This is a genomic window from Methylobacterium platani (assembly GCF_001653715.1).
GTDB classification, from domain to species: domain Bacteria; phylum Pseudomonadota; class Alphaproteobacteria; order Rhizobiales; family Beijerinckiaceae; genus Methylobacterium; species Methylobacterium platani.
In genome coordinates this window covers 128054-146927 of the sequence record NZ_LWHQ01000016.1, presented here as the reverse complement: position 1 = coordinate 146927, position 18874 = coordinate 128054, and the positions used below count along the sequence as shown (strand labels likewise).

General features: G+C 70.3%; 18 protein-coding genes. 10 read left to right on the top strand and 8 right to left on the bottom strand.

Translation table 11 applies throughout. The annotated features are described in order from the left end of the window. Window positions 1-11: 11 nt before the first annotated feature. The gene (locus tag A5481_RS09460) at window positions 12-203 is read right to left on the bottom strand and encodes a hypothetical protein (RefSeq protein WP_048437632.1); all 192 of its coding nucleotides are present in this window, start codon (window positions 201-203) and stop codon (window positions 12-14) included. A gap of 662 nt (window positions 204-865) precedes the next feature. Here A5481_RS09460 and A5481_RS33385 point away from each other — a divergent pair. Beyond that, on the top strand, window positions 866-1231 hold the full coding sequence (locus tag A5481_RS33385; protein ID WP_156312250.1) for a hypothetical protein: 366 nt from the start codon (window positions 866-868) through the stop codon (window positions 1229-1231). A 584-nt stretch (window positions 1232-1815) separates the two neighbouring features. Here A5481_RS33385 and A5481_RS09455 read toward each other — a convergent pair. From A5481_RS09455 to A5481_RS09445, 3 genes are all read right to left on the bottom strand, one after another. Then, a complete protein-coding gene (locus tag A5481_RS09455; RefSeq protein ID WP_064503908.1) occupies window positions 1816-3000 on the bottom strand; it encodes a winged helix-turn-helix domain-containing protein in 1185 nt (394 codons plus the stop codon). A 16-nt stretch (window positions 3001-3016) separates the two neighbouring features. Then, window positions 3017-4846 (bottom strand): dihydroxy-acid dehydratase, encoded by a 1830-nt coding sequence (gene ilvD / locus A5481_RS09450; RefSeq protein WP_064503907.1) that lies wholly within the window; start codon window positions 4844-4846, stop codon window positions 3017-3019. Between the two features lie 110 nt (window positions 4847-4956). Then, the gene (locus tag A5481_RS09445; protein WP_064503906.1) at window positions 4957-5226 is read right to left on the bottom strand and encodes a hypothetical protein; all 270 of its coding nucleotides are present in this window, start codon (window positions 5224-5226) and stop codon (window positions 4957-4959) included. 153 nt (window positions 5227-5379) lie between these two features. Here A5481_RS09445 and A5481_RS09440 point away from each other — a divergent pair, with 153 nt between their 5' ends. Next, on the top strand, window positions 5380-7233 hold the full coding sequence (locus tag A5481_RS09440) for an ABC transporter ATP-binding protein (RefSeq protein ID WP_064503905.1): 1854 nt from the start codon (window positions 5380-5382) through the stop codon (window positions 7231-7233). Between the two features lie 7 nt (window positions 7234-7240). On the opposite strand, the gene A5481_RS09435 is transcribed toward A5481_RS09440, so the two are convergent. Beyond that, on the bottom strand, window positions 7241-7429 hold the full coding sequence (locus A5481_RS09435) for a hypothetical protein (RefSeq protein ID WP_064503919.1): 189 nt from the start codon (window positions 7427-7429) through the stop codon (window positions 7241-7243). Between the two features lie 280 nt (window positions 7430-7709). On the opposite strand from A5481_RS09435, the gene A5481_RS09430 reads away from it, so the two are divergent. Beyond that, the gene (locus A5481_RS09430) at window positions 7710-8231 is read left to right on the top strand and encodes a phospholipase A2 family protein (RefSeq protein ID WP_064503904.1); all 522 of its coding nucleotides are present in this window, start codon (window positions 7710-7712) and stop codon (window positions 8229-8231) included. 7 nt (window positions 8232-8238) lie between these two features. Here A5481_RS09430 and A5481_RS09425 read toward each other — a convergent pair whose 3' ends face one another. Continuing rightward, window positions 8239-9159, bottom strand: coding sequence for an oxidoreductase (locus A5481_RS09425; protein WP_064503903.1), 921 nt, complete (start codon window positions 9157-9159; stop codon window positions 8239-8241). Between the two features lie 180 nt (window positions 9160-9339). Between A5481_RS09425 and A5481_RS09420 the strand changes: the two genes are divergently transcribed. Next, window positions 9340-9564, top strand: coding sequence for a hypothetical protein (locus A5481_RS09420; RefSeq protein ID WP_064503902.1), 225 nt, complete (start codon window positions 9340-9342; stop codon window positions 9562-9564). A gap of 29 nt (window positions 9565-9593) precedes the next feature. Here A5481_RS09420 and A5481_RS09415 read toward each other — a convergent pair whose 3' ends face one another. Beyond that, a complete protein-coding gene (locus tag A5481_RS09415) occupies window positions 9594-10283 on the bottom strand; it encodes a FadR/GntR family transcriptional regulator (RefSeq protein WP_064503901.1) in 690 nt (229 codons plus the stop codon). A gap of 248 nt (window positions 10284-10531) precedes the next feature. Between A5481_RS09415 and A5481_RS09410 the strand changes: the two genes are divergently transcribed. The 6 genes from A5481_RS09410 to A5481_RS09385 all read left to right on the top strand — a co-directional run bounded on the left by A5481_RS09410 (window position 10532) and on the right by A5481_RS09385 (window position 16439). Continuing rightward, window positions 10532-12079, top strand: coding sequence for a sugar ABC transporter ATP-binding protein (locus tag A5481_RS09410; protein ID WP_064503918.1), 1548 nt, complete (start codon window positions 10532-10534; stop codon window positions 12077-12079). 1 nt (window position 12080) lies between these two features. Then, entirely contained in the window at window positions 12081-13112 is a 1032-nt protein-coding gene (locus tag A5481_RS09405) for an ABC transporter permease (RefSeq protein WP_064503900.1), read from the top strand. A 49-nt stretch (window positions 13113-13161) separates the two neighbouring features. Further along, a complete protein-coding gene (locus A5481_RS09400) occupies window positions 13162-14157 on the top strand; it encodes an ABC transporter substrate-binding protein (RefSeq protein ID WP_082984912.1) in 996 nt (331 codons plus the stop codon). Window positions 14158-14265: 108 nt separating this feature from the next. Further along, complete coding sequence (locus tag A5481_RS09395) at window positions 14266-15264, top strand: aldo/keto reductase (protein ID WP_064503899.1); 999 nt, start codon at window positions 14266-14268, stop codon at window positions 15262-15264. A gap of 2 nt (window positions 15265-15266) precedes the next feature. Beyond that, window positions 15267-16094, top strand: coding sequence for an amidohydrolase family protein (locus A5481_RS09390; RefSeq protein WP_064503898.1), 828 nt, complete (start codon window positions 15267-15269; stop codon window positions 16092-16094). A 15-nt stretch (window positions 16095-16109) separates the two neighbouring features. After that, window positions 16110-16439, top strand: coding sequence for an L-rhamnose mutarotase (locus A5481_RS09385; protein ID WP_048437727.1), 330 nt, complete (start codon window positions 16110-16112; stop codon window positions 16437-16439). A 28-nt stretch (window positions 16440-16467) separates the two neighbouring features. Here A5481_RS09385 and gspD read toward each other — a convergent pair whose 3' ends face one another. Beyond that, on the bottom strand, window positions 16468-18849 hold the full coding sequence (gene gspD, locus A5481_RS09380) for a type II secretion system secretin GspD (RefSeq protein WP_064503897.1): 2382 nt from the start codon (window positions 18847-18849) through the stop codon (window positions 16468-16470). Window positions 18850-18874 lie beyond the last annotated feature (25 nt).

Genomic DNA, 18874 nt, shown 5'->3' with positions numbered 1-18874 from the left:
TGCATTGGCCCTCAGGCCGCCAACCTGAGCCTCGACACGGTCAGCAGGACGTTCACCGATTTCACGATGTGTGCGTCCGACAGACGCTGGTTCAATGCCGTGCCGCTCACGATCCGGAATAGCGAACCGGAGATGCACAAGAGACTGCCCCAGTCGACATCCAGGCTCCCGCGGGATGAAGCGCCTGCGAGGCCGGTCGCCATCAGGGCGATCTCCTGCTTGATCGATGATCAGGGTGAGCTGATTGGTTTGCTCCGAGGACGACATGGGCCACCGGTGCCGCAGGTAGTCGGGCCAGCGTGCTGGATCGAGCGTTAGTGCACTGGCACCAACGAACGGGCTACGCATTCGCTCGCCAACGGCTTGTAACAAGAAATGAATTCGCGGTGCGCGATATGCCTTTCGAAGGCGTCGGTGCACGAGATGTAGCCGCGTTTGCCGCATGCGCAGCCGCGCAGGCAAGAGTTCTGAGGGGCAGTAGTAAATCATGAATATTGTCTCTGCCGGATGGTCTCTCCGAATTCATTAAATCTATCCTTAGTCAAAAATGAGTATTAATTATTTATTGTAAAAGCAATTTGCATAATTTATTTTAGTATGCTCCCCTTCAATTTCTTGATTATCGATCCGTGACAACTCACAAAAAGCGGAATTATGCATTATCTTATTTTTACCACATGCGAGTTGCAATCAGAAGGTGCGCGATCTTGATGTTAAACTCCTGATTTAAAAATGCAAAATCTTGGATTTATTATAAAGTACATGAAAATTCTAGGTTGTGACAGAAACCTCTCATTGACGCAAGGGAAATGAATGATATACTCGACATGTTCAACGGGATATATAAATAAGCAGAAGAATATAAATGGCTATCGAATATATTATAGGCGGAGAAAATAACTACCTACCTCTTGAGCCAATAGATATTTTTGGATCAGATTTGTCGGCTTACAGTTTTATAACTGGGCAAGGTTGGTTTCCAATTAACACCTATCCTTCTCCAGAGCCGACGGCTGGAGCTTTGGGGGCTACGGCGAAAATGCTTGATTGGATAAGTCGTGGAGTTGCTATTAGCGATGCGTATGATTTAGGAGGAGATGGCATAAATTTCATCCGAGGCGCGATAGAAAATCATAACCGAAACGTGGACTGGAACGCATATATAAACGAAATAAATCAAAATATAGCGTCTGATCCTGGTTATTATACCGAATGGGTTGGTGGTAATTGACAATCACAGGGCGGATATGTAAATATCCGCCTAAATCAGAGATAATAATGATTCGATATGTCGATGCTATTTTTTGTCCGGGTAAGACGCCTCTGACTAAGGCAACCTTACTTGCGGGAATTTATTTTTTGTTGCAAATTGCAGTTGTATTTATACTGCAGGCACTCGGCGTAGACTATGACGAAAACGAAGTGACGGAGAGAAAATCTATCTTCCTAGCGGGTGTCATAATTGCGCCACTGATTGAAACTTGTGTTATGATATTAATTTATGAACGCACAATAAAATTTATGAATTACGGTTTTGTAGCAATTACGATTGCGTGTATCGCCGTGTTGCTGCATTATCCTTACAGCTTGGCGAGATCAACCATAATTTTTTTTAATTTTTTTATCTTCAGTATACAGCTCTCGATCTGGATGAAAAATACTAACAGATTGAGGTCATTCTTAGGGTTAGCTTGGACGCATGCTATGTGCAACATGTTTTATTTGATAATAATATATATTTCCGCATGAGACGGATGATTGACGACTTGCGCTTCGAAGGGATTCTCGTTCGCGAGAGGCAGTGGATCGATAGCCCTACGATCTAGGCTTGGGCTTTAGATCGCTCAGGGGGCAGTTCGCCTCTCCCAACCCCAACCACCCCGCCAAAACCCCCAATTCCACCTCCAACGCCTCCCGCGTCCCCTCCACCACCCCCGGCTCCCAATGCACCGCATGCACCAGGAGCCGCCCACCCGCCCGGTCCGACTTCAGATCCACCCGCCCCACCAACTCCTCCCCGAACAGGAACGGCAGCACGTAATACCCGTACTGCCGCTGCGCCGCCGGGGTGTAGATCTCGATGCGATAGCGGAAACCGAACAGGCGCTCGGTGCGGGCGCGCTCCCAGACCAGGGGGTCGAAGGGGGCGAGCAAGGCTTGGGCCGAGACGCGGCGGGGGATCGTGGCGTCGCGGTGGAGATAGGCGGGGGGCCAGCCGGGCACCTCGGCCGGGAGCAGGAGGCCCTCCTCCACCAGCCGGGCGATGGCCGCGGCGGCGTCAGGGGCGTCGAGGCGGAAATAGTCGCGGAGTTCTGACGCCGTGGCGAGGCCGAGCGCTCGGGCGGAGAGGGCGACAAGCTGGGCCTGCGCCTCTGCCTCCGGCACGTCGGGCAAGGACACAATGTCCGGCGGGATCACCCGCTCGGTGAGGTCGTAGACCCGCTCGAAGCTGCGCCGCCGCGTCGCGGTGGTAACGTGGCCGGCGTAGAACAGCCATTCGAGCATGCGCTTGGGCTCGCTCCACGCCCACCAGCCGGCTCGGCCGGTCTGGATGTCGGAGGCCGAGAGCGGGCCTTCGTCGCGAAGCCGCGCAAGCAACGCCATCGCCTCGGGCCGGCGCTCGGTGGCGAAGGTCCGCATCGCCCGGTAGCCGGCCTCGCCCCGATCGGCCCGGGCCATGCGCCAACGCAGGAGCGGATGGAGGGCGAGCGGCAGCAGCGAGCATTCATGCGCCCAGTACTCGAACAGCCGCCGGTCTCGCCTGGAGCCCCAGGCGCGGCGGTCGAGGAGGGCGGTGTCGTAGGCGCCGAGCCGTGAGAAGGCCGGCAGGTAATGCGCCCGCACCAGAACGTTGACGCTGTCGATCTGGTGCAGGCCGAGCCGGTCGATCGTGGCCGCGAGGTGCCGGGGACCGGCCGTGGCAGGGCGTGCGGCGTGAAACCCTTGCGCCGCCAGGGCGACCCGGCGGGCTTCCGGAGGCGTCAGCCGCACGATCGCCATGGGGGATCCTTGCAGCTCAGATCTTCCGCACGGCCCCGTGGGCGGCGCTGGTGGTCATGCTGGCGAAGGCCCGCAGCGCGGCGCTCACCTTGCGCTTGCGGGGAGCGGCAGGCTGCCAGCCCTTCGCGACTTGCGCGGCGCGGCGGCGCTCGATCTCGTCAGAAGAGACCGCGAGGTGGATGCGCCGGTTCGGGATGTCGATCTCGATCCGGTCGCCCTGCTCGACGAGGCCGATCAACCCGCCTTCCGCCGCTTCCGGCGAGACGTGGCCGATCGACAGGCCCGAGGAGCCGCCCGAGAAGCGCCCGTCGGTGACGAGCGCGCAAGCCTTTCCGAGGCCCTTCGACTTCAGGTAGCTCGTCGGATACAGCATCTCCTGCATGCCGGGGCCGCCGCGGGGGCCCTCGTAGCGGATCAGCACCACCTCGCCGGCCTTGACCTTGCTCCCTAAGATGCCTTCGACCGCCGCGTCCTGGCTCTCGAAGACGTGGGCCGGGCCCGAGAAGGTCAGGATGCTGGCGTCCACCCCGGCGGTCTTCACGATGCAGCCGTCCTCCGCCAGGTTGCCGTACAGGACCGCGAGGCCGCCATCCTGCGAGTAGGCGTGGGCTGAATCGCGCACCACCCCGCCCTCGCGGTCGAGGTCGAGCTCGTCGAAGCGCGAGGCCTGGCTGAAGGCGACCTGGGTCGGCACGCCGCCGGGCGCGGCGCGGTAGAACTCGCGCACGCTCTCGCTGCCGGTCTGGCGCACGTCCCAGCGCGCCAGCGCCTCCTTGAGGGTGCCGGCGGCGACGTTGCCGACTTGCGTGTCGATGAGTCCCGCCCGGTCGAGCTCGCCGAGGATCGCCATGATGCCGCCGGCGCGGTGCACGTCCTCCATGTGGACGTTGGCGACGGCGGGCGCGACCTTGCACAGGACCGGCACCCGGCGCGACAGCCGGTCGATATCGGCCATGGTGAACGGCACCTCGCCCTCGTAGGCCGCGGCGAGGAGGTGCAGCACCGTGTTGGTCGAGCCGCCCATGGCGATGTCGAGGGTCATGGCGTTCTCGAACGCCGTCATCGAGGCGATCGCACGCGGCAGCACGGAGGCGTCGTCCTGCTCGTAGTGGCGCCGGGCGAGGTCGACGATGAGGTGGCCGGCCTCGACGAACAGGCGCTTGCGGTCGGCGTGGGTCGCCAGCACCGAGCCGTTGCCGGGCAGCGACAGGCCGAGCGCCTCGGTGAGGCAGTTCATGGAATTGGCCGTGAACATGCCCGAGCACGAGCCGCAGGTCGGGCAGGCCGAGCGCTCGATCACCTGCACGTCCTCGTCGGTGACGCGGTCGTCGGCGGCGGCGATCATCGCGTCGACGAGATCGACTTTTCTGATACCGGTCGAGAGGTGGACCTTGCCGGCCTCCATCGGCCCGCCGGAGACGAACACCACCGGGATGTTGAGGCGGAGCGCCGCCATCAGCATGCCGGGGGTGATCTTGTCGCAGTTCGAGATGCACACCATGGCGTCGGCGCAATGCGCGTTGACCATGTACTCGACCGAATCGGCGATCAGGTCGCGGGACGGCAGCGAGTAGAGCATGCCGTCGTGGCCCATCGCGATGCCGTCGTCGACCGCGATGGTGTTGAACTCCTTGGCGACGCCGCCCGCCGCCTCGATCTCGCGCGCCACGAGCTGGCCGAGGTCCTTCAGGTGGACGTGGCCGGGCACGAACTGCGTGAACGAGTTCACCACCGCGATGATCGGCTTGCCGAAATCGGCGTCCTTCATGCCGGTGGCGCGCCACAGGCCGCGGGCGCCGGCCATGTTGCGGCCGTGGGTGGTGGTGCGGGAGCGATAGGCGGGCATCGGAACTCTTCTAAGGGAGGCTCCTCCGCGTCATGCCGCCGCCACCCCGCTCGCCGCAAGTCCCATCATTCGAGGAAGTCCCTGGATGCAGGTCAGGTCCGCTTTGGCCGCTACTTCGAGCAGCCGATGCAGATGCCCTTCATGATCTGGTCCTCGCGCCGCTCCTCCCGGCGGTTGCGCGGGGAGACGGTGCCGGTCTCGTCGGGGCCGAGCGCGCCCGGCTTCGGCACGGTCTGGCCGACGGCGCTGGTGTTGGGCGCCCGGATCGTCGAGGCCGGCCCGCCGCCGGTGCCGGTCTCGCTCACCGGAGCTTGCGCGAGGGCGGGGAGGGGGCCGAGCAGCCCGAGGGCGAGGAGGGGGGCGAGGAGGCGGGCCGGCATGGTGTTCGTCCTTCGTGAAGCTCTGCCGAGTCGACGCGGGGCGGGCGGCGAAGTTCCCGTCCTCACTCGAGCTTCGAGGCTCGCACGGGTGACCCCTCCCCCGCGCCATCCTGGAAGGGGCAAAAGCGGGGCCGGCAGACCTATATCCGCCCCATGGACGCCTCCACCGACAGCCGCTTCGCCACCTGGCGCCGTGCCGCGAGCGCCCGGCTCGGGCCCCTGCGCCACCTGCCGGCCCTGTTCCGCCTCGCCGTCGCGACCGATCCGCGGCTCACTCTCGCGAGCCTCACCCTGCGCCTGCTCCGCGCCGGGCTGCCGGCCCTGATGCTCTACGTGGCCAAGCTCGTGGTCGATGCCGTGGTGGCGGGACGGGGCGGCCCGCCGCCGGAGGCCGGCTGGCTCGCCGATCCGCGGCTGCACCATATCGGGCTCCTCGTCGGCATCGAGCTCGGGCTCGCGGTCGCCTCGGACCTGCTCGGGCGGGCGACCTCCTACGTCGACGGGGTGCTGGCCGAGAAGGTCGGCAACGCCACCTCGTTGCGCCTGATGGCGCACGCCGCCGCCCTCGACCTCGAGCAGTTCGAGGACAGCGCGGTGCAGGACCGGCTCGAGCGCGCCCGCCGGCAGGTGGCGTGGCGCTCGAACCTGATCGGCCAGCTGCTCGGCCAGCTCCAGGACCTCGTCACCGCGATCACCCTGGCGGTGGCGGTCGGCACGATGCTGCCCGGGCTGGTGCTGCTCCTGGTGCTGGCCCTGCTCCCGGCCTTCCTCAACGAGCTGCACTTCAACGCCCGCGGCTACCGCCTCGCCTGGCGACGCAGCCCGGACCGGCGCGAGACCGACTACCTGCGCTATCTCGGCGCCGACGCGCACGGCGCCAAGGAGGTGAAGCTGTTCGGCCTGGCCTCCCACCTCGCCGAGCGCTTCCGCGAGCTCGCCGCCCGCCTGCTCGCCGAGAACCGGGAGCTCGCCCGGCACCGGGCGCTCGCCGGCGGCGCCTTCGCGAGCCTGGGCACCCTTGCCTACTACGCGGCCTACCTGGTCATCGCCGGGGAGGCGCTCGCCGGCACGCTCACGGTCGGCGACCTCACCTTCCTGGGCGGCGCTTTCCTGCGCCTGCGCGGCCTCGTCGAGGGGCTCCTGCTCGGCGCCTCGCAGCTCCTCGGTCAGGCGCAGTACCTCGACGACCTGTTCTCGTTCTTCACCATCGCGCCGACGATCCGCTCCGGCACGCTCCCGGTGCCCGAGCGCCTGCGCGAGGGCTTCGTGTTCGAGGAGGTCGGCTACCGCTATCCCGGCGAGGAGCGCTGGGCCGTGCGCCACCTGTCCCTGCGCATCCGGGCCGGCGAGGTGGTGGCGCTGGTGGGCGAGAACGGCGCCGGCAAGACCACGATCGTCAAGCTGCTCGCCCGGCTCTACGCGCCGACGGAGGGGCGGATCCTGCTGGATGGCCGCGACCTCGCCGAGTACGACCTCGACTCCTTGCGCGCCCGCATCGGCGTGATCTTCCAGGACTTCATGCGGTTCGACTTCACGGCGGGCGACAACATCGCGGTCGGCCGCATCGAGGCGCGCACGGACCGGGACGGGATCGAGGCGGCGGCGCGCCGGGCGCTCGCCGACGCGGTGATCGAGCGCCTGCCGGCCTCCTACGACCAGCGCCTCGGCCGGCGCTTCGAGGACGGGGTCGAGCTGTCGGGCGGCGAGTGGCAGAAGGTGGCGATCGCCCGCGCCTACCGCCGCGACGCCGCGATGCTGGTCCTCGACGAGCCGACGGCGGCCCTCGATGCCGGGGCCGAGGCCGAGGTGTTCCGCCGCTTCGCCGACCTCGCGGCGGGGCGCACCGCGCTCCTGATCTCGCACCGCTTCTCCACCGTGCGCCGGGCCGACCGGATCGCGGTCCTGTCCGGGGGCCGCGTGCGCGAGGAGGGGACCCACGCCGAGCTGGTGGCGCAGGGCGGGCGCTACGCCGAATTGTTCGAACTGCAGGCCGCCGGCTACCGCTGAGCCGCCCTCAACGGTCGGGATCGCCCTCCCGGCCGGCCCGGTCGCGGTCGAGCTGCTGCATCAGCTCGGCGAGGCGCGGGTCGAGCCCCTCGTCGAGCACCGGTTCGTAGAGGGCCTGGAGATAGCGGCCGAGCCGCTCCCGGCTCGCCGCATCGAGGGTCGGGCCGCCGTCCGACGGCTCGTGCGGCCGGGGCATATCGGAATCGGATGCGATCATCGGTCCTACATTTCGCGTCCGGGCGGGTCCGGCAAGTCCGTCGTCACCAAGTCCGTCATCACCAAGTCCGTCGTCCCTGAGTCCGCCCGTCGCCCGGCCGACGCCGCGCCGGCATGCAGCCTCCAACACCGGGAGGGGGGCGGAGTTCATCCGGCCCGCCGTCAGCCGCCGGTCCCGAAGCGGGACGGTTGGACGCAAGGCGGGAACCCCGCCGGTGCGGGCCGGTTGGCTGGCCGAGGGGAGCGGAGGGACCAGATCGATGCGCTTGCCCAGGATCATCTTGTCTAAAACGACCTCGCCGCGGACGGCCTTCGCCGTCCCGCTCGTCCTCGCCTGCGGCCTCGCCGCGCCGGCTCTCGCCCAGTCCGGCCGGCCGCCGGCGCTCCTCATCCACGGCAACTACTGCGGCCCGGGCAACAACGCGCCGCTGCCGCCGATCGATGCCCTCGACGCGGCCTGCGCCCGGCACGACGCCTGCACGCCGCGCGGCGGCATGGCCACGGCCGCCTGCAACGCCCGCCTGCAGCGCGAGGCCGAGCTGATCGCCCGCGATCCGCGCCAGCCCGAGGACCTGCGCGACGCCGCCGGCTTCGTCGCCTTCGCGGCCGGACTGATGCCGTCCCGCCGGCAGGTCGCCAGGGCCCCGTTCCCGGCGTCTCCCATGGCGACGAAGTCCCTGGCGACAGGATCCCTGGCGACCGGATCCGTGACGACGGCGCCCCCGGCGCGTCCGGTCGGGCACACGCTCCCGGCTCCGGCGATCGACGAGGACGACGAGTAGCGCTGCGTCAGAACCGGTAGGTCACGCCCGTCGCCGCCTCGGACAGGGCCCAGAGCCGCGCCGCCGTCCCGGGGTCGCGGGCGTGGGGTTCGATCCTCGCCGGCGCAGGATGGCCGCGGATCTCCCACAGGCCGTCCGGGCCGTAATAGCCGCCGCCCTCGGCCTCCGGCGCGGCGGCGGCGTGGAGGAGCGGCAGGGCGCCCCGGGCCGACGACTGGCCGAGGAGCCCGAGGAGGCCGGCGCCGATGCGCGCGGCCAGCGGCCCGGCCCGGTCGCCGCGCCGGGCGATCGCCGTCGCGGCGATGCCGGGATGGGCCGCGATCGCCCGCACCGGCGAGCCGGCGGCGCGCAGCCGCCGGTCGAGCTCGAGGGCGAAGAGCAGCATCGCCAGCTTGGTCTGCCGGTAGGCCGATTGCGGCCCGTAGCCGCGGCGCAGCTGCAGGTCGTCGAAGGCGATGCGTCCGGACCGGTGGGCGATGCTCGCCACCGCGACGACCCGCGTCCCGGCTTCCGGCCGCAGGCTCGGCAGCAGCAGCCCGGTCAGGGCGAAGTGGCCGAGATAGTTGGTGGCGAGCTGGCGCTCGAACCCGTCCTCGGTCTCCTCGCGCCGCGGCACCGCGGCGATGCCGGCATTGAGGAGCAGGACGTCGATCGGCCGCCCCTCCTCGCGCCACTGCGACGCGAAGGTCCGCACCGAGGCGAGGCGCGCGGTGTCGAGGGCGCGGATCTCGATCCGGGCCGCCGGATGCGCCCGCCGGATCGCCGCGGCCCTGTCCTCGGCCTTGCCCGGGTCGCGGGCGGCCAGCACGATCTCGGCCCCCGCTCCGGCGAGCGCGAGCGCCGCCTCGTAGCCGATGCCGCTCGTTCCGCCGGTGAGAATCGCGCGGCGACCGGCCTGCGGCGGGATCAGGGCGGTGGTCCAGGGCATCGGCGGGTTCCTCGGGCGGGCGGGAGAGACCCGAGATGGTGGCGCGGGGGCGCGACGGAAGAGGCTGGGATCGAAACCGGCCTCGCGCACGTTGACGGCACGCTTGCCCTGCTCGGCACTGCACGCATAGATTGTGCCACCGGCCCTGGCCGGACCGGAGGAGGTGAAGGGGGGACACGCATGATCGGCCGTCTGATCTCCACCCTGCGCCCGCACAGGCTGCCCGAGGACGGCGAGGCGGTGACGGAGGACACGGTGCTGGCCGCCCCGCCCGACGCGGTCGCGCAGTTCCCGCCGATGGTGCCGCTCACGCCGCCGCCGCCCGTGAACGACGATCCCGAAGGCGCCCTGTGCGAGGAGGTCGAGGCGGCGCTGCGGGTGGCCGGGTACCTGCCGGGGACGTAGGTGCCGATCGGGTTTCGATCGTCTCCGGTCTACCGCGGCTCCTCCTCCAGCCAGCGCCGGGTCGATTGCTCGAGATGCGCGTGCATCGCCGCCTGCGCCCGCAGCGGGTCGCGGGCCGCGAGCGCCGCCAGCACCGCCTCGTGCTCGGCCAGCGCCAGGGCCCAGGTCGCGGGGGAATCGAAGCGGCTGCGCAAGCGGGCGGCGATCGGGCTGTGGCGGTCGTCGAACAGCCCGGCGACGAGGCGGACGAGCACGCTGTTGCCGGTCTGCCCGGCGAGGGTCAGGTGGAACGCCCGGTCGCTGTCGATGGCCGGGCGGCCCTCGGCGATGTCGGCGCCCATGCGGTCGAGCGCCGCCCGCAGGGCGCCCAGGTGCTCCGGCGTGACCCGGGCGGCGGCGAGCGCCGCGACCGCGCCCTCGAGGGCGGCGCGGGCCTGCATCAGCTCCTCCGGGCTGTCCCCGGCCGGTGCCGTGCGGGCCGCGCCCCGGGCGGCCTGGACGTAGATGCCGGATCCCATGCGGATCTCGACCGTGCCGTCGATCTCCAGCGCGATCAGCGCCTCGCGCAAGGAGGGGCGGGAGACGCCGAGCTGCTGGGCCAGGTCGCGCTCGGCCGGCAGCCGGTCGCCGGCCCGCAGGCCCCCGGCCTGGATCTGAGCCCGGATCCGATCGGCCACCTGCTGGTAGAGCCGGCCCTCGACCGGGCTGCCCGCACTCATCCGTCTCTCCCGAACTGGCCTGACCACTGCGCCGGGCGATGCTGCGCCGACGACCGTCCGAGCGCAAGCGCGGCCGCCGGGAGCCGACGTCGAACCTCTATCATGGCGAGTTATCGGGAGAGTACCTGCCGCAAGGTCGGCAAAGTGGCTTTACCAATTCGGCGAACCTGATAACGATTGCAGCCAGAGCGAAACGAATCGCCCCGGGGAGGGCTGCTGTCGTGCTCGACGGCGGTGACGACGCGGCCGTGCCGAACGGCCACGCGATCGATGCAGGCCGGACGCCGGCGGGCGCAGCCCCGCTCCTGGCACTGTCGGGCATCGCCAAGGAGTTTCCGGGCGTGCGGGCGCTCGCGGGCGTCGATTTCAACCTGCGGCGCGGCGAGGTCCACGCCGTCTGCGGCGAGAACGGCGCCGGCAAGTCGACCCTGATGAAGATCATCGGCGGCGTCCACGCGCCGAGCGCCGGGCGTCTCCTCTACAAGGGCGTCGAGCGCCGCTTCGCCTCGCCGCTGGAGGCCGAGGCCGCCGGGATCGCGATGATCCACCAGGAGCTCAACCTGGTGGCCCATCTCAGCGTGGCGGAGAACATCTTCCTCGGCCGCGAGCCGCGCCGGGGCTTCCTGGTCGACCGGCACGCCCTGCGGGCGGGGGCGCAGGCCTGCCTCGACCGGCTCGGCGCGGCCATCGATCCCGACGCGCCGGTGCGCGGCCTCTCGATGGCGCAGCGCCAGCTCGTCGAGATCGCCAAGGCCCTGTCGCTCGAGGCCGAGCTGCTCATCATGGACGAGCCGACCTCGTCGCTGACCGAGCAAGAGGCGCAGAGCCTGTTCCGCGTGATCCGCGACCTCAAGGCGGCGGGCGTCGGCATCGTCTACATCTCGCACCGCCTCGACGAGATGCGCGAGATCGTCGACCGGGTGACGGTCCTGCGCGACGGGCGCCACGTCGCGACCGACGCGCTCGCCGCCACCACCATCGACCAGATCGTCGCCCGGATGGTCGGCCGCGCCCTCGACGAGAAGTTCCCGGAGCGCACGTCCGTCCCGACCGGCGACGTGATCCTGGAGGCCGCAGGCCTCACCCGCGCCGGCGCCTTCCGGGACGTGAGCTTCGCTTTGCGCCGCGGCGAGATCCTCGGCTTCGCAGGCCTGATGGGGGCCGGCCGCACCGAGGTCGCCCGCGCCGTCTTCGGCGCCGACCCGCTCGAATCCGGCACGCTCGCGATCGAGGGCCGGCGGCTCTCGATCCGCGACCCCCGCGACGCGATCGCGGCCGGCATCGCCTACCTGTCGGAGGACCGCAAGGCGCAAGGATTGGCGGTGACGATGCCGGTCGACGCCAACCTGACGCTCGCCAATCTCGGCGCGGTGGCGAGCCGCCTCGGCCTGATCGATGCCGCCCGCCACGCGGCGGCGGCGCAGGACTACGTCGACCGGCTCGGCATCAGGACGCCGTCGCTGCGCCAGCCGGTGCGGCTCCTGTCGGGCGGCAACCAGCAGAAGATCATCATCGGCAAGTGGCTGTTCCGCGACGCGAAGGTGATGCTGTTCGACAAGCCGACCCGCGGCATCGACGTCGGCGCGAAGCTCGCGATCTACACGATCATGGACCGGCTCGCCGCCCGCGGCATCGGCGTGGTGCTGATCAGCTCCGAACTGCCCGAGATCCTCGGGATGACCGATCGCGTCGCGGTGTTCCACCGCGGCCGGCTGGTGCGCATCCTCGACACCGCCCGCACCGACCAGGAGGAGATCATGCACTACGCCTCGGGCTTCGGTGGCCGGGAGGGCTGAGATGCCGGCCGGACTCACCCCTCCCGTCGCCGCCGCGCGCTCCCGCCTGTCCGACCGGCAGAAGGACCTGATCCAGACATTCGCGGCGCTCGGCAGCCTCGTCGCCCTGGTGGCGGCGTTCTCGCTCACGAGCCCCGCCTTCCTGTCGCTCGGCAACGGGATGAGCATCGGCCTCCAGGTCACCTCGATCGCGCTGCTCGGCATCGGCGCGACGGTCGTGATCGTCGCGGGCGGCATCGACCTCTCGGTCGGCTCGGTCCTGGCGCTCGCCGGGGTCGTCGCGGCGCTCTGCGTCAAGGAGCTCGGCTTGGCCGTGCCGCTCGCGATGCTCGCCGGGATCGGCGTCGGCGGGGTCTGCGGCCTCGTCAACGGCCTCGTCGTCACGCGGCTGAAGCTGCCGCCCTTCATCGCGACGCTCGGCATGATGCTGATCGCCCGCGGCCTCGCGCTCCAGATCACCGGGGCGCGGGCGGTGTCGGGCCTCGGCGAGTCGTTCGGCGAGCTCGGCAACGGCGCGCTCCTGCGCCTCGTGCGGGTCGGCGACGACGGTTTTCCCGAGGTGCTGTTTCCCGGCATCCCCTACCCGGTGCTGCTGATGGCGGGCCTCGCGCTCGCGGTGGCCTTTCTCCTCCGGCGCTCGGTCATCGGCCGCCACGTCTACGCGGTCGGCTCGAACGCCGAGGCGGCGCGGCTCTCGGGCGTCGCGGTGGACCGGGTGGTGACGCTCACCTACGTGCTGTCGGGGCTGCTCGCCGGGCTCACCGGCTGCGTGCTGATGTCCCGCCTCGTCACCGCCCAGCCGAACGAGGGCGTGATGTACGAGCTCGACGCGATCGCCAGCGCCGTCATCGGCGGCACCTCGCTCGCCGGCGGGGTGGGCACGATCTCCGGCACGGTGATCGGCGCCTTCGTGATCGGCATCCTGCGCAACGGCCTCAACATGAACGGGGTCTCGGCCTTCACCCAGCAGATCGTCATCGGCCTCGTCATCCTGCTGACCGTCTGGATCGACCAGCTCCGCAACCGCCGCTGACGCGCACCCGCGACCGGGAGAACCCGGCGCCCATCCTGGAGGGGACCCCATGAGAGACTTTTCCGCCAAGGACTTTTCCAAGGAGGGCTTTTCCGAGAGGGACCTTTCCAAGAAGGGCCTGGCCGCCGCCCTGCTCGTCTCCGGCCTCCTCGCCGCCGTCCCGGCGCGGGCCGGCGAGATCGCCGTGATCGTCAAGACGGTGAACTCGACCTTCTGGCAGAACGTCCGGAAGGGCGCCGAGGCCGCCATGAAGGACGTCCCGGGCCAGACCATGACCTTCCAGGGACCGGCGGCCGAATCCGCCATCGCCGATCAGGTCAACATGGTGGAGAACGCGGTCAACCGCCGCGTCGCCGGCATCGTGCTGGCGCCCTCCGACCCGGACGCCCTGGTGCCGGCGGTCAAGAAGGCCTGGGAGGCCCGCATCCCGGTCGTGATCCTCGATTCCGGGCTCGCGAAGGAGGCGGAGGCCTACTATCAGTCGTTCCTCGCCACCGACAACCGCAAGGCCGGGGAGCTCGCCGCCCGCGCCCTGATCGCGCGCACCGGCCCCGAGGGCAAGATCGCGGTGATGTCCTACGTCGCCGGCACCGGCTCGGAGATCGGCCGCGTCGGCGGCTTCACCGACACCATCAAGGCGCAGTCGAAGCTGCAGATCGTCGGGCCGTACTACTCGCAGTCCCAGATGGCGACGGCCCTCAACCAGACCGCCGACGTGCTGGCCGCCAACCCCGACCTCAAGGGCCTCTTCGGCGCCAACGAGCCGACCGCGATCGGCATGGGCCGCGCCCTCAAGCAGTCCGGCCGGGCCGACAAGGTCGTCGGCGTCGGCTTCGACGGCAACCAGGACCTGCAGGACTTCGTCAAGGACGGCACGCTGGCGGCGATCGTCGTCCAGGGCTCGTTCCGGATGGGCGAGCTCGGCGTCGCCACCGTCGCCAAGGTGCTGGCCAAGCAGAAGGTGGAGAAGTTCATCGACACCGGCGTGGTGGTGGTGACGAAGGAGAATATCGGGACGGAGGAAGCGAAGAACGTGCTGTACTGAGCGCGCCGCATTCCACGGTGTACGGCTCGGCAGGTCGCACGGTACGGCGGTCGCCGCCGTGACTCGGCCGTCTGGCGGAATTCGCTGCCCCCATCTCCGAGGACCCCCATGCACCCCGCCACTCCCCGCACCCACGCCCGCACCGGCCTGACCCTCACCGCCCTCGGGCTCGGCGGCGCGCAGATGGGCGGCCTCTACCAGGCGACGCGCCTCGACGAGGCCGCCGGCGCGGTCGGGGCGGCCTGGGAGCGGGGCATCCGCTACTTCGACACCGCCCCGTTCTACGGCTTCACCCGCGCGGAGCGCCGGCTCGGCACCCTGCTCACGGAGCATCCCCGCGAGGCCTACCTCGTCAGCACCAAGGTCGGCCGCGTGATGGTGCCGGACCCGGGCGTCGGGCCGATGGAGGAGGGCTACGCCGACCCGCTGCCGTTCCGCCCGACCTTCGACTACAGCCACGACGGCGTGCTGCGCTCCTTCGAGGCGAGCCGGCAGCGCCTCGGCCTCGTCGCGCCCGACATCCTGTTCGTCCACGACATCGGCCGCGTCACCCACGGCGAGCGCCACGCCCATCACTGGGAGCAGCTGACGACGGGCGGCGGCTTCCGGGCGCTGACCCGGCTGCGCGAGGAGGGGGCCGTGCGGGCGATCGGGCTCGGCGTCAACGAGTGGGAGATCGTCGCCGAGGCCGTCGCGGCCGCCGATCTCGACATCTGCATGCTGGCCGGGCGCTACACGCTCCTGGAGCAGGAGAGCCTCGGCCTGATGGACGACTGCGCCCGCCGCGGCATCGGCATCGCGGTGGCCGGCGCGTTCAATTCCGGGCTGCTCGCCGGCCAGAACACCTTCAACTACGCCGAGGCGCCGCCCGCGATCGCCGCGCGGGCCGACGCCCTGCGCGCGGCCTGCGCCGAGGAGGGCGTGCGGCTGGAGGCGGCCGCCCTGCAATTCCCGCTGCTCCACCCGGCCGCGCTCACGGTCGTGACCGGGGCCCGCGACGCCGCGCAGGTCGCCGCCAACGCCGCCTGGTTCGCGACGCCGATCCCGGACGGGTTCTGGACCCGGCTGAAGGCCCGCGGCCTCCTCCACGACGCCGTCCCGGTCTGACCATGCCCGCACGCATCGACGCCCACCACCACCTCTGGCGCATCGCCGACCGGGCCGGCCGGTGGCCGCCGCCGGAACTGGCGGCGATCCACCGCGACTTCACCCTCGACGACCTCGCCCCGCACCTCGCCGCCTCCGGGATCGACGGCACCGTGCTGGTCCAGACCCTCGAGGACGAGGCCGAGACCGAGGCGATGCTGGCGCTCGCCGCCCGCAGCCCCGTCATCCGCGGCGTCGTCGGCTGGACCGACCTCAAGGCGGCGGACGCGCCCGGGAGAATCGCCCGCCTCGCCCGCGACCCGCGCCTCAAGGGCCTGCGGCCGATGCTGCAGGACCATCCCGACGACGACTGGATCGCCGATCCGGGCCTCGCCCCGGCGATCGCCGCGATGCTCGCCCGCGACCTCGCCTTCGACGCCCTGGTCCGGCCGCGCCATCTCGGGGCCCTGCTCGTCTTCGCGGAGCGCCATCCCGCCCTGCGCATCGTGATCGACCACGGCGCCAAGCCGGCGATCGGCGCGGGCGGCTCGCCCGGCTGGCGGGAGGCGATGGCGGCGCTCGCCGCCCGGCCGAACGTCTCCTGCAAGCTCTCCGGCCTCCTGACCGAGGCGGGGGAGGGCGGCGCGGGCGCCGTGCGCGCTCCTGCCGAGGCGATCCTGGAGCTGTTCGGTCCGGACCGGGTGATCTGGGGCAGCGACTGGCCGGTCGTGAACCTCGCGGGCGACCACGGCGGCTGGTTCGCGCAGTGCCGCGCCCTGGTGGCGCCGGCCCATCACGACGCGGTGTTCGGCGGCAACGCCGCGGCGGTCTACCGGCTCGACCGGGCCTGAGGGGGAGGACGAAGCATGAAACGGATGGGAATGGTCATCGGGGTGAACCCGGACCAGGTCGAGACCTACAAGCGGCTGCACGCGGCGGTGTGGCCGGAGGTGCTCGACCTCATCAGCCGCTGCAACATCCGCAACTACACGATCTTCCTGCGCGAGCCGGAGAACCTGCTGTTCGGCACCTGGGAGTACCACGGCAGCGACTTCGCCGCCGACATGGCCAGGATGGCGGCCGACGCGAAGAACCAGGAATGGTGGAGCCTGACCATCCCGTGCCAGCAGCCCTTCGCGACGCGGGCCGAGGGCGAGTGGTGGGCCTCGATGGAAGAGGTGTTCCACCTCGACTGAGGACGGGCCGGCCGGGGCCGGCGGAGCCTCAATCCAGCATCCGCCGCAGGATGCCCTGCGTGCCCTCGTGCGCGATCGGCAGGGGCGGGGGCGGCAGCACCGGGCGCACCGGCATCATCGCCCGGAACTGCTGGCGGAAATCCTCGGCGATGCGGTCGGCCTCGACGGTGCCGCGGATCACCCGGGGGCGGATGAACACCAGGAGCTCGGTGCGGACCCGCTGGTCGACCCGGTTGCGGAAGGCCGGGCCGATCACCGGCAGGTCGCTCAGCACCGGCAGGTTCTCGTTGGTGATCTGCGCCTTCTCCTGCACCATGCCGCCGATGGCGAGGCTGTGGCCGTCGCTCACCGCGACGCTGGTGGCGACCCGGCGCTGGCGGATCGTCGGCGAGTCGATCGCCGAGGTCGTGGTCGGGACGACGTCGCTGACCTCCTGGTTGATGTCGAGCACCACGAGGCCGTTCTTGTTCACCCGCGGCGTGACCGAGAGGATCACGCCGGTGTCCTTCATCTCGATCTGGTTGAGGATCGGCGCGCCGGCGACGAGGGCGCTCTGGCCCGACTGCTTGATGATCGGCACCTGATCGCCGACCTGGAGCTTGGCGGTGCGGTTGTCGAGCACCGTGATGTTGGGCGACGAGATGACGTTGACCCGCGTCACGCCCTGGAGCGCGTTGAGCACCACGTTGAAGTCGGTGCCGGCGAGCAGGTAGTTGAAGCCCGGCACCCCGCGGGCCGCCGCGGCGACCAGCCCGGAGGTGCCGCTGAGCCCGAGGCCCGTCGCCGCCTTGCTGGTATCGGTGCTGCCGAGGTTGAACCGGCTGCCCTGCTGCTTGAGGAACCACTGCACGCCGAAGGCGAGGTTGTCGTTGAGCGTCACCTCGGCGATGACCGTCTCGAGCAGCACCTGGGTCGGCATCGCGTCGAGGCGGCCGAGGATGCGCAGGATCTTGTCGTACTGGTTGCGCGTCGCCGAGATCACCAGGCTGTTGTTGGCGTCGTCGGCCACGATGCCGATCGCGTCCCGCCGCATCCCGGGGCCGCCCGCGACGGTCGGGTCGAGCCCGCCGCCATAGCCCCCGCCGCCGAACATGCCCCCGCCGGCGGGTGCGCCGGTGCCGAGGCCTCCCGTGGCGAATCCCGCCGTGCCGAATCCCCCGAACCCGCCGCCCGCCGCGCCGGACGGGCCGCCGAGCCCCGCCGCCCCCGTGCCGGGATCGCCGGCGGACCCCGAGGCCCAGCCCGAGCCCGACGGGGAGGCGCCGCCCGCCGCGCCGCCGCCCGCCGCCCCGGCCCCCATGGCGCCCGCCCCCCCGAGGCCCCCGCCGAGCCCGCCGCCCGGAAGCCCGCCGCCCGGAAGCCCGCCGCTCATGGCGGCGTAACCCCCGGAGGTCCCCCCGTAGGCGCCGCCGCCGTAGCCGCCCCCCATCCCGGCGGCTCCGTAGGCGCCGCCCATCTCCGCCATGACCACGCCCTGCAGCACGGCGGCGAGTTCCTTGGCCGAGCGGTTCTGGATCCGGTAGACGAAGAGCTGGCGCTCGCGGTCGGCGGCCAGGGTCTCGAGCTGCTCCAGCAGCGCCCGGGCGCGGTCGAGATAGGCGGCGCGCGCGCTCACCACCAGGATCGCGTTCAGCGCCTCGTTGGGGATGAAGCGGATGACGTCGCCGGTGCCGGCGGTCTCGCCGCCGAAGATCTGGGTCAGGTCGCGGGCGAGGGCCGTCGGGTTGGAGCTGCGCACCGGCACCATCGCGGTCGACATGCCGCGCATCCAGTCGACGTCGAACACCGCGATGGTCTGGCGCAGAACCCGGATCTGGTTGGCGTCGCCCGACAGGATCAGCAGGTTGCGCGCCCGGTCGGCCCGCAGCACCACCTCGCGCGGCGCGACCGAGCCGAGGATCGCCTGCATCTCGACGGCCGAGATCCAGCGCAGGGGCACCGCGACCGCGCCCGCTTCGGCGCCCACGCCCTGGACCGGCCGGAGGTCGGGAGCGGTGCCGGCGGGCACGATCTGCACGCTGCGGCCGTGGCGGCGCAGGGACAGGCCGCGGCTCGCCAGCGCGGTCTCGACCATCCGCAGCAGCGCCTCGCGGCTCACCGGCCCGCCGGTCTGCAGGGTGATCGTGCCGGAGGCCCGCTCGTCCAGGCTGTAGCCCCAGCCGAGCGTGTCGGCGAAGACCGCCTTGGCGGCCACCGGCAGCGGCACCTCGACGAGGTTGAGGCTCACCGGGCCGCCGGGGATCGGCTCCCGGGCCGGCGCCTCGCCGCCGATCAGCCGGTCGTCGCCCCGCAGGACGAGGGCGCCCGGATCCCGCGCGCCGGCATGAGGGTGGATCGGCTCGGCGGCGCGGGCGGCGAGCGGCCAGCTGCAGGCGAGCGCCAGGGCGAGGACAGGCGCACCTCTCGTCATCCGCTCGCCGTCCCTTCGCACCCGC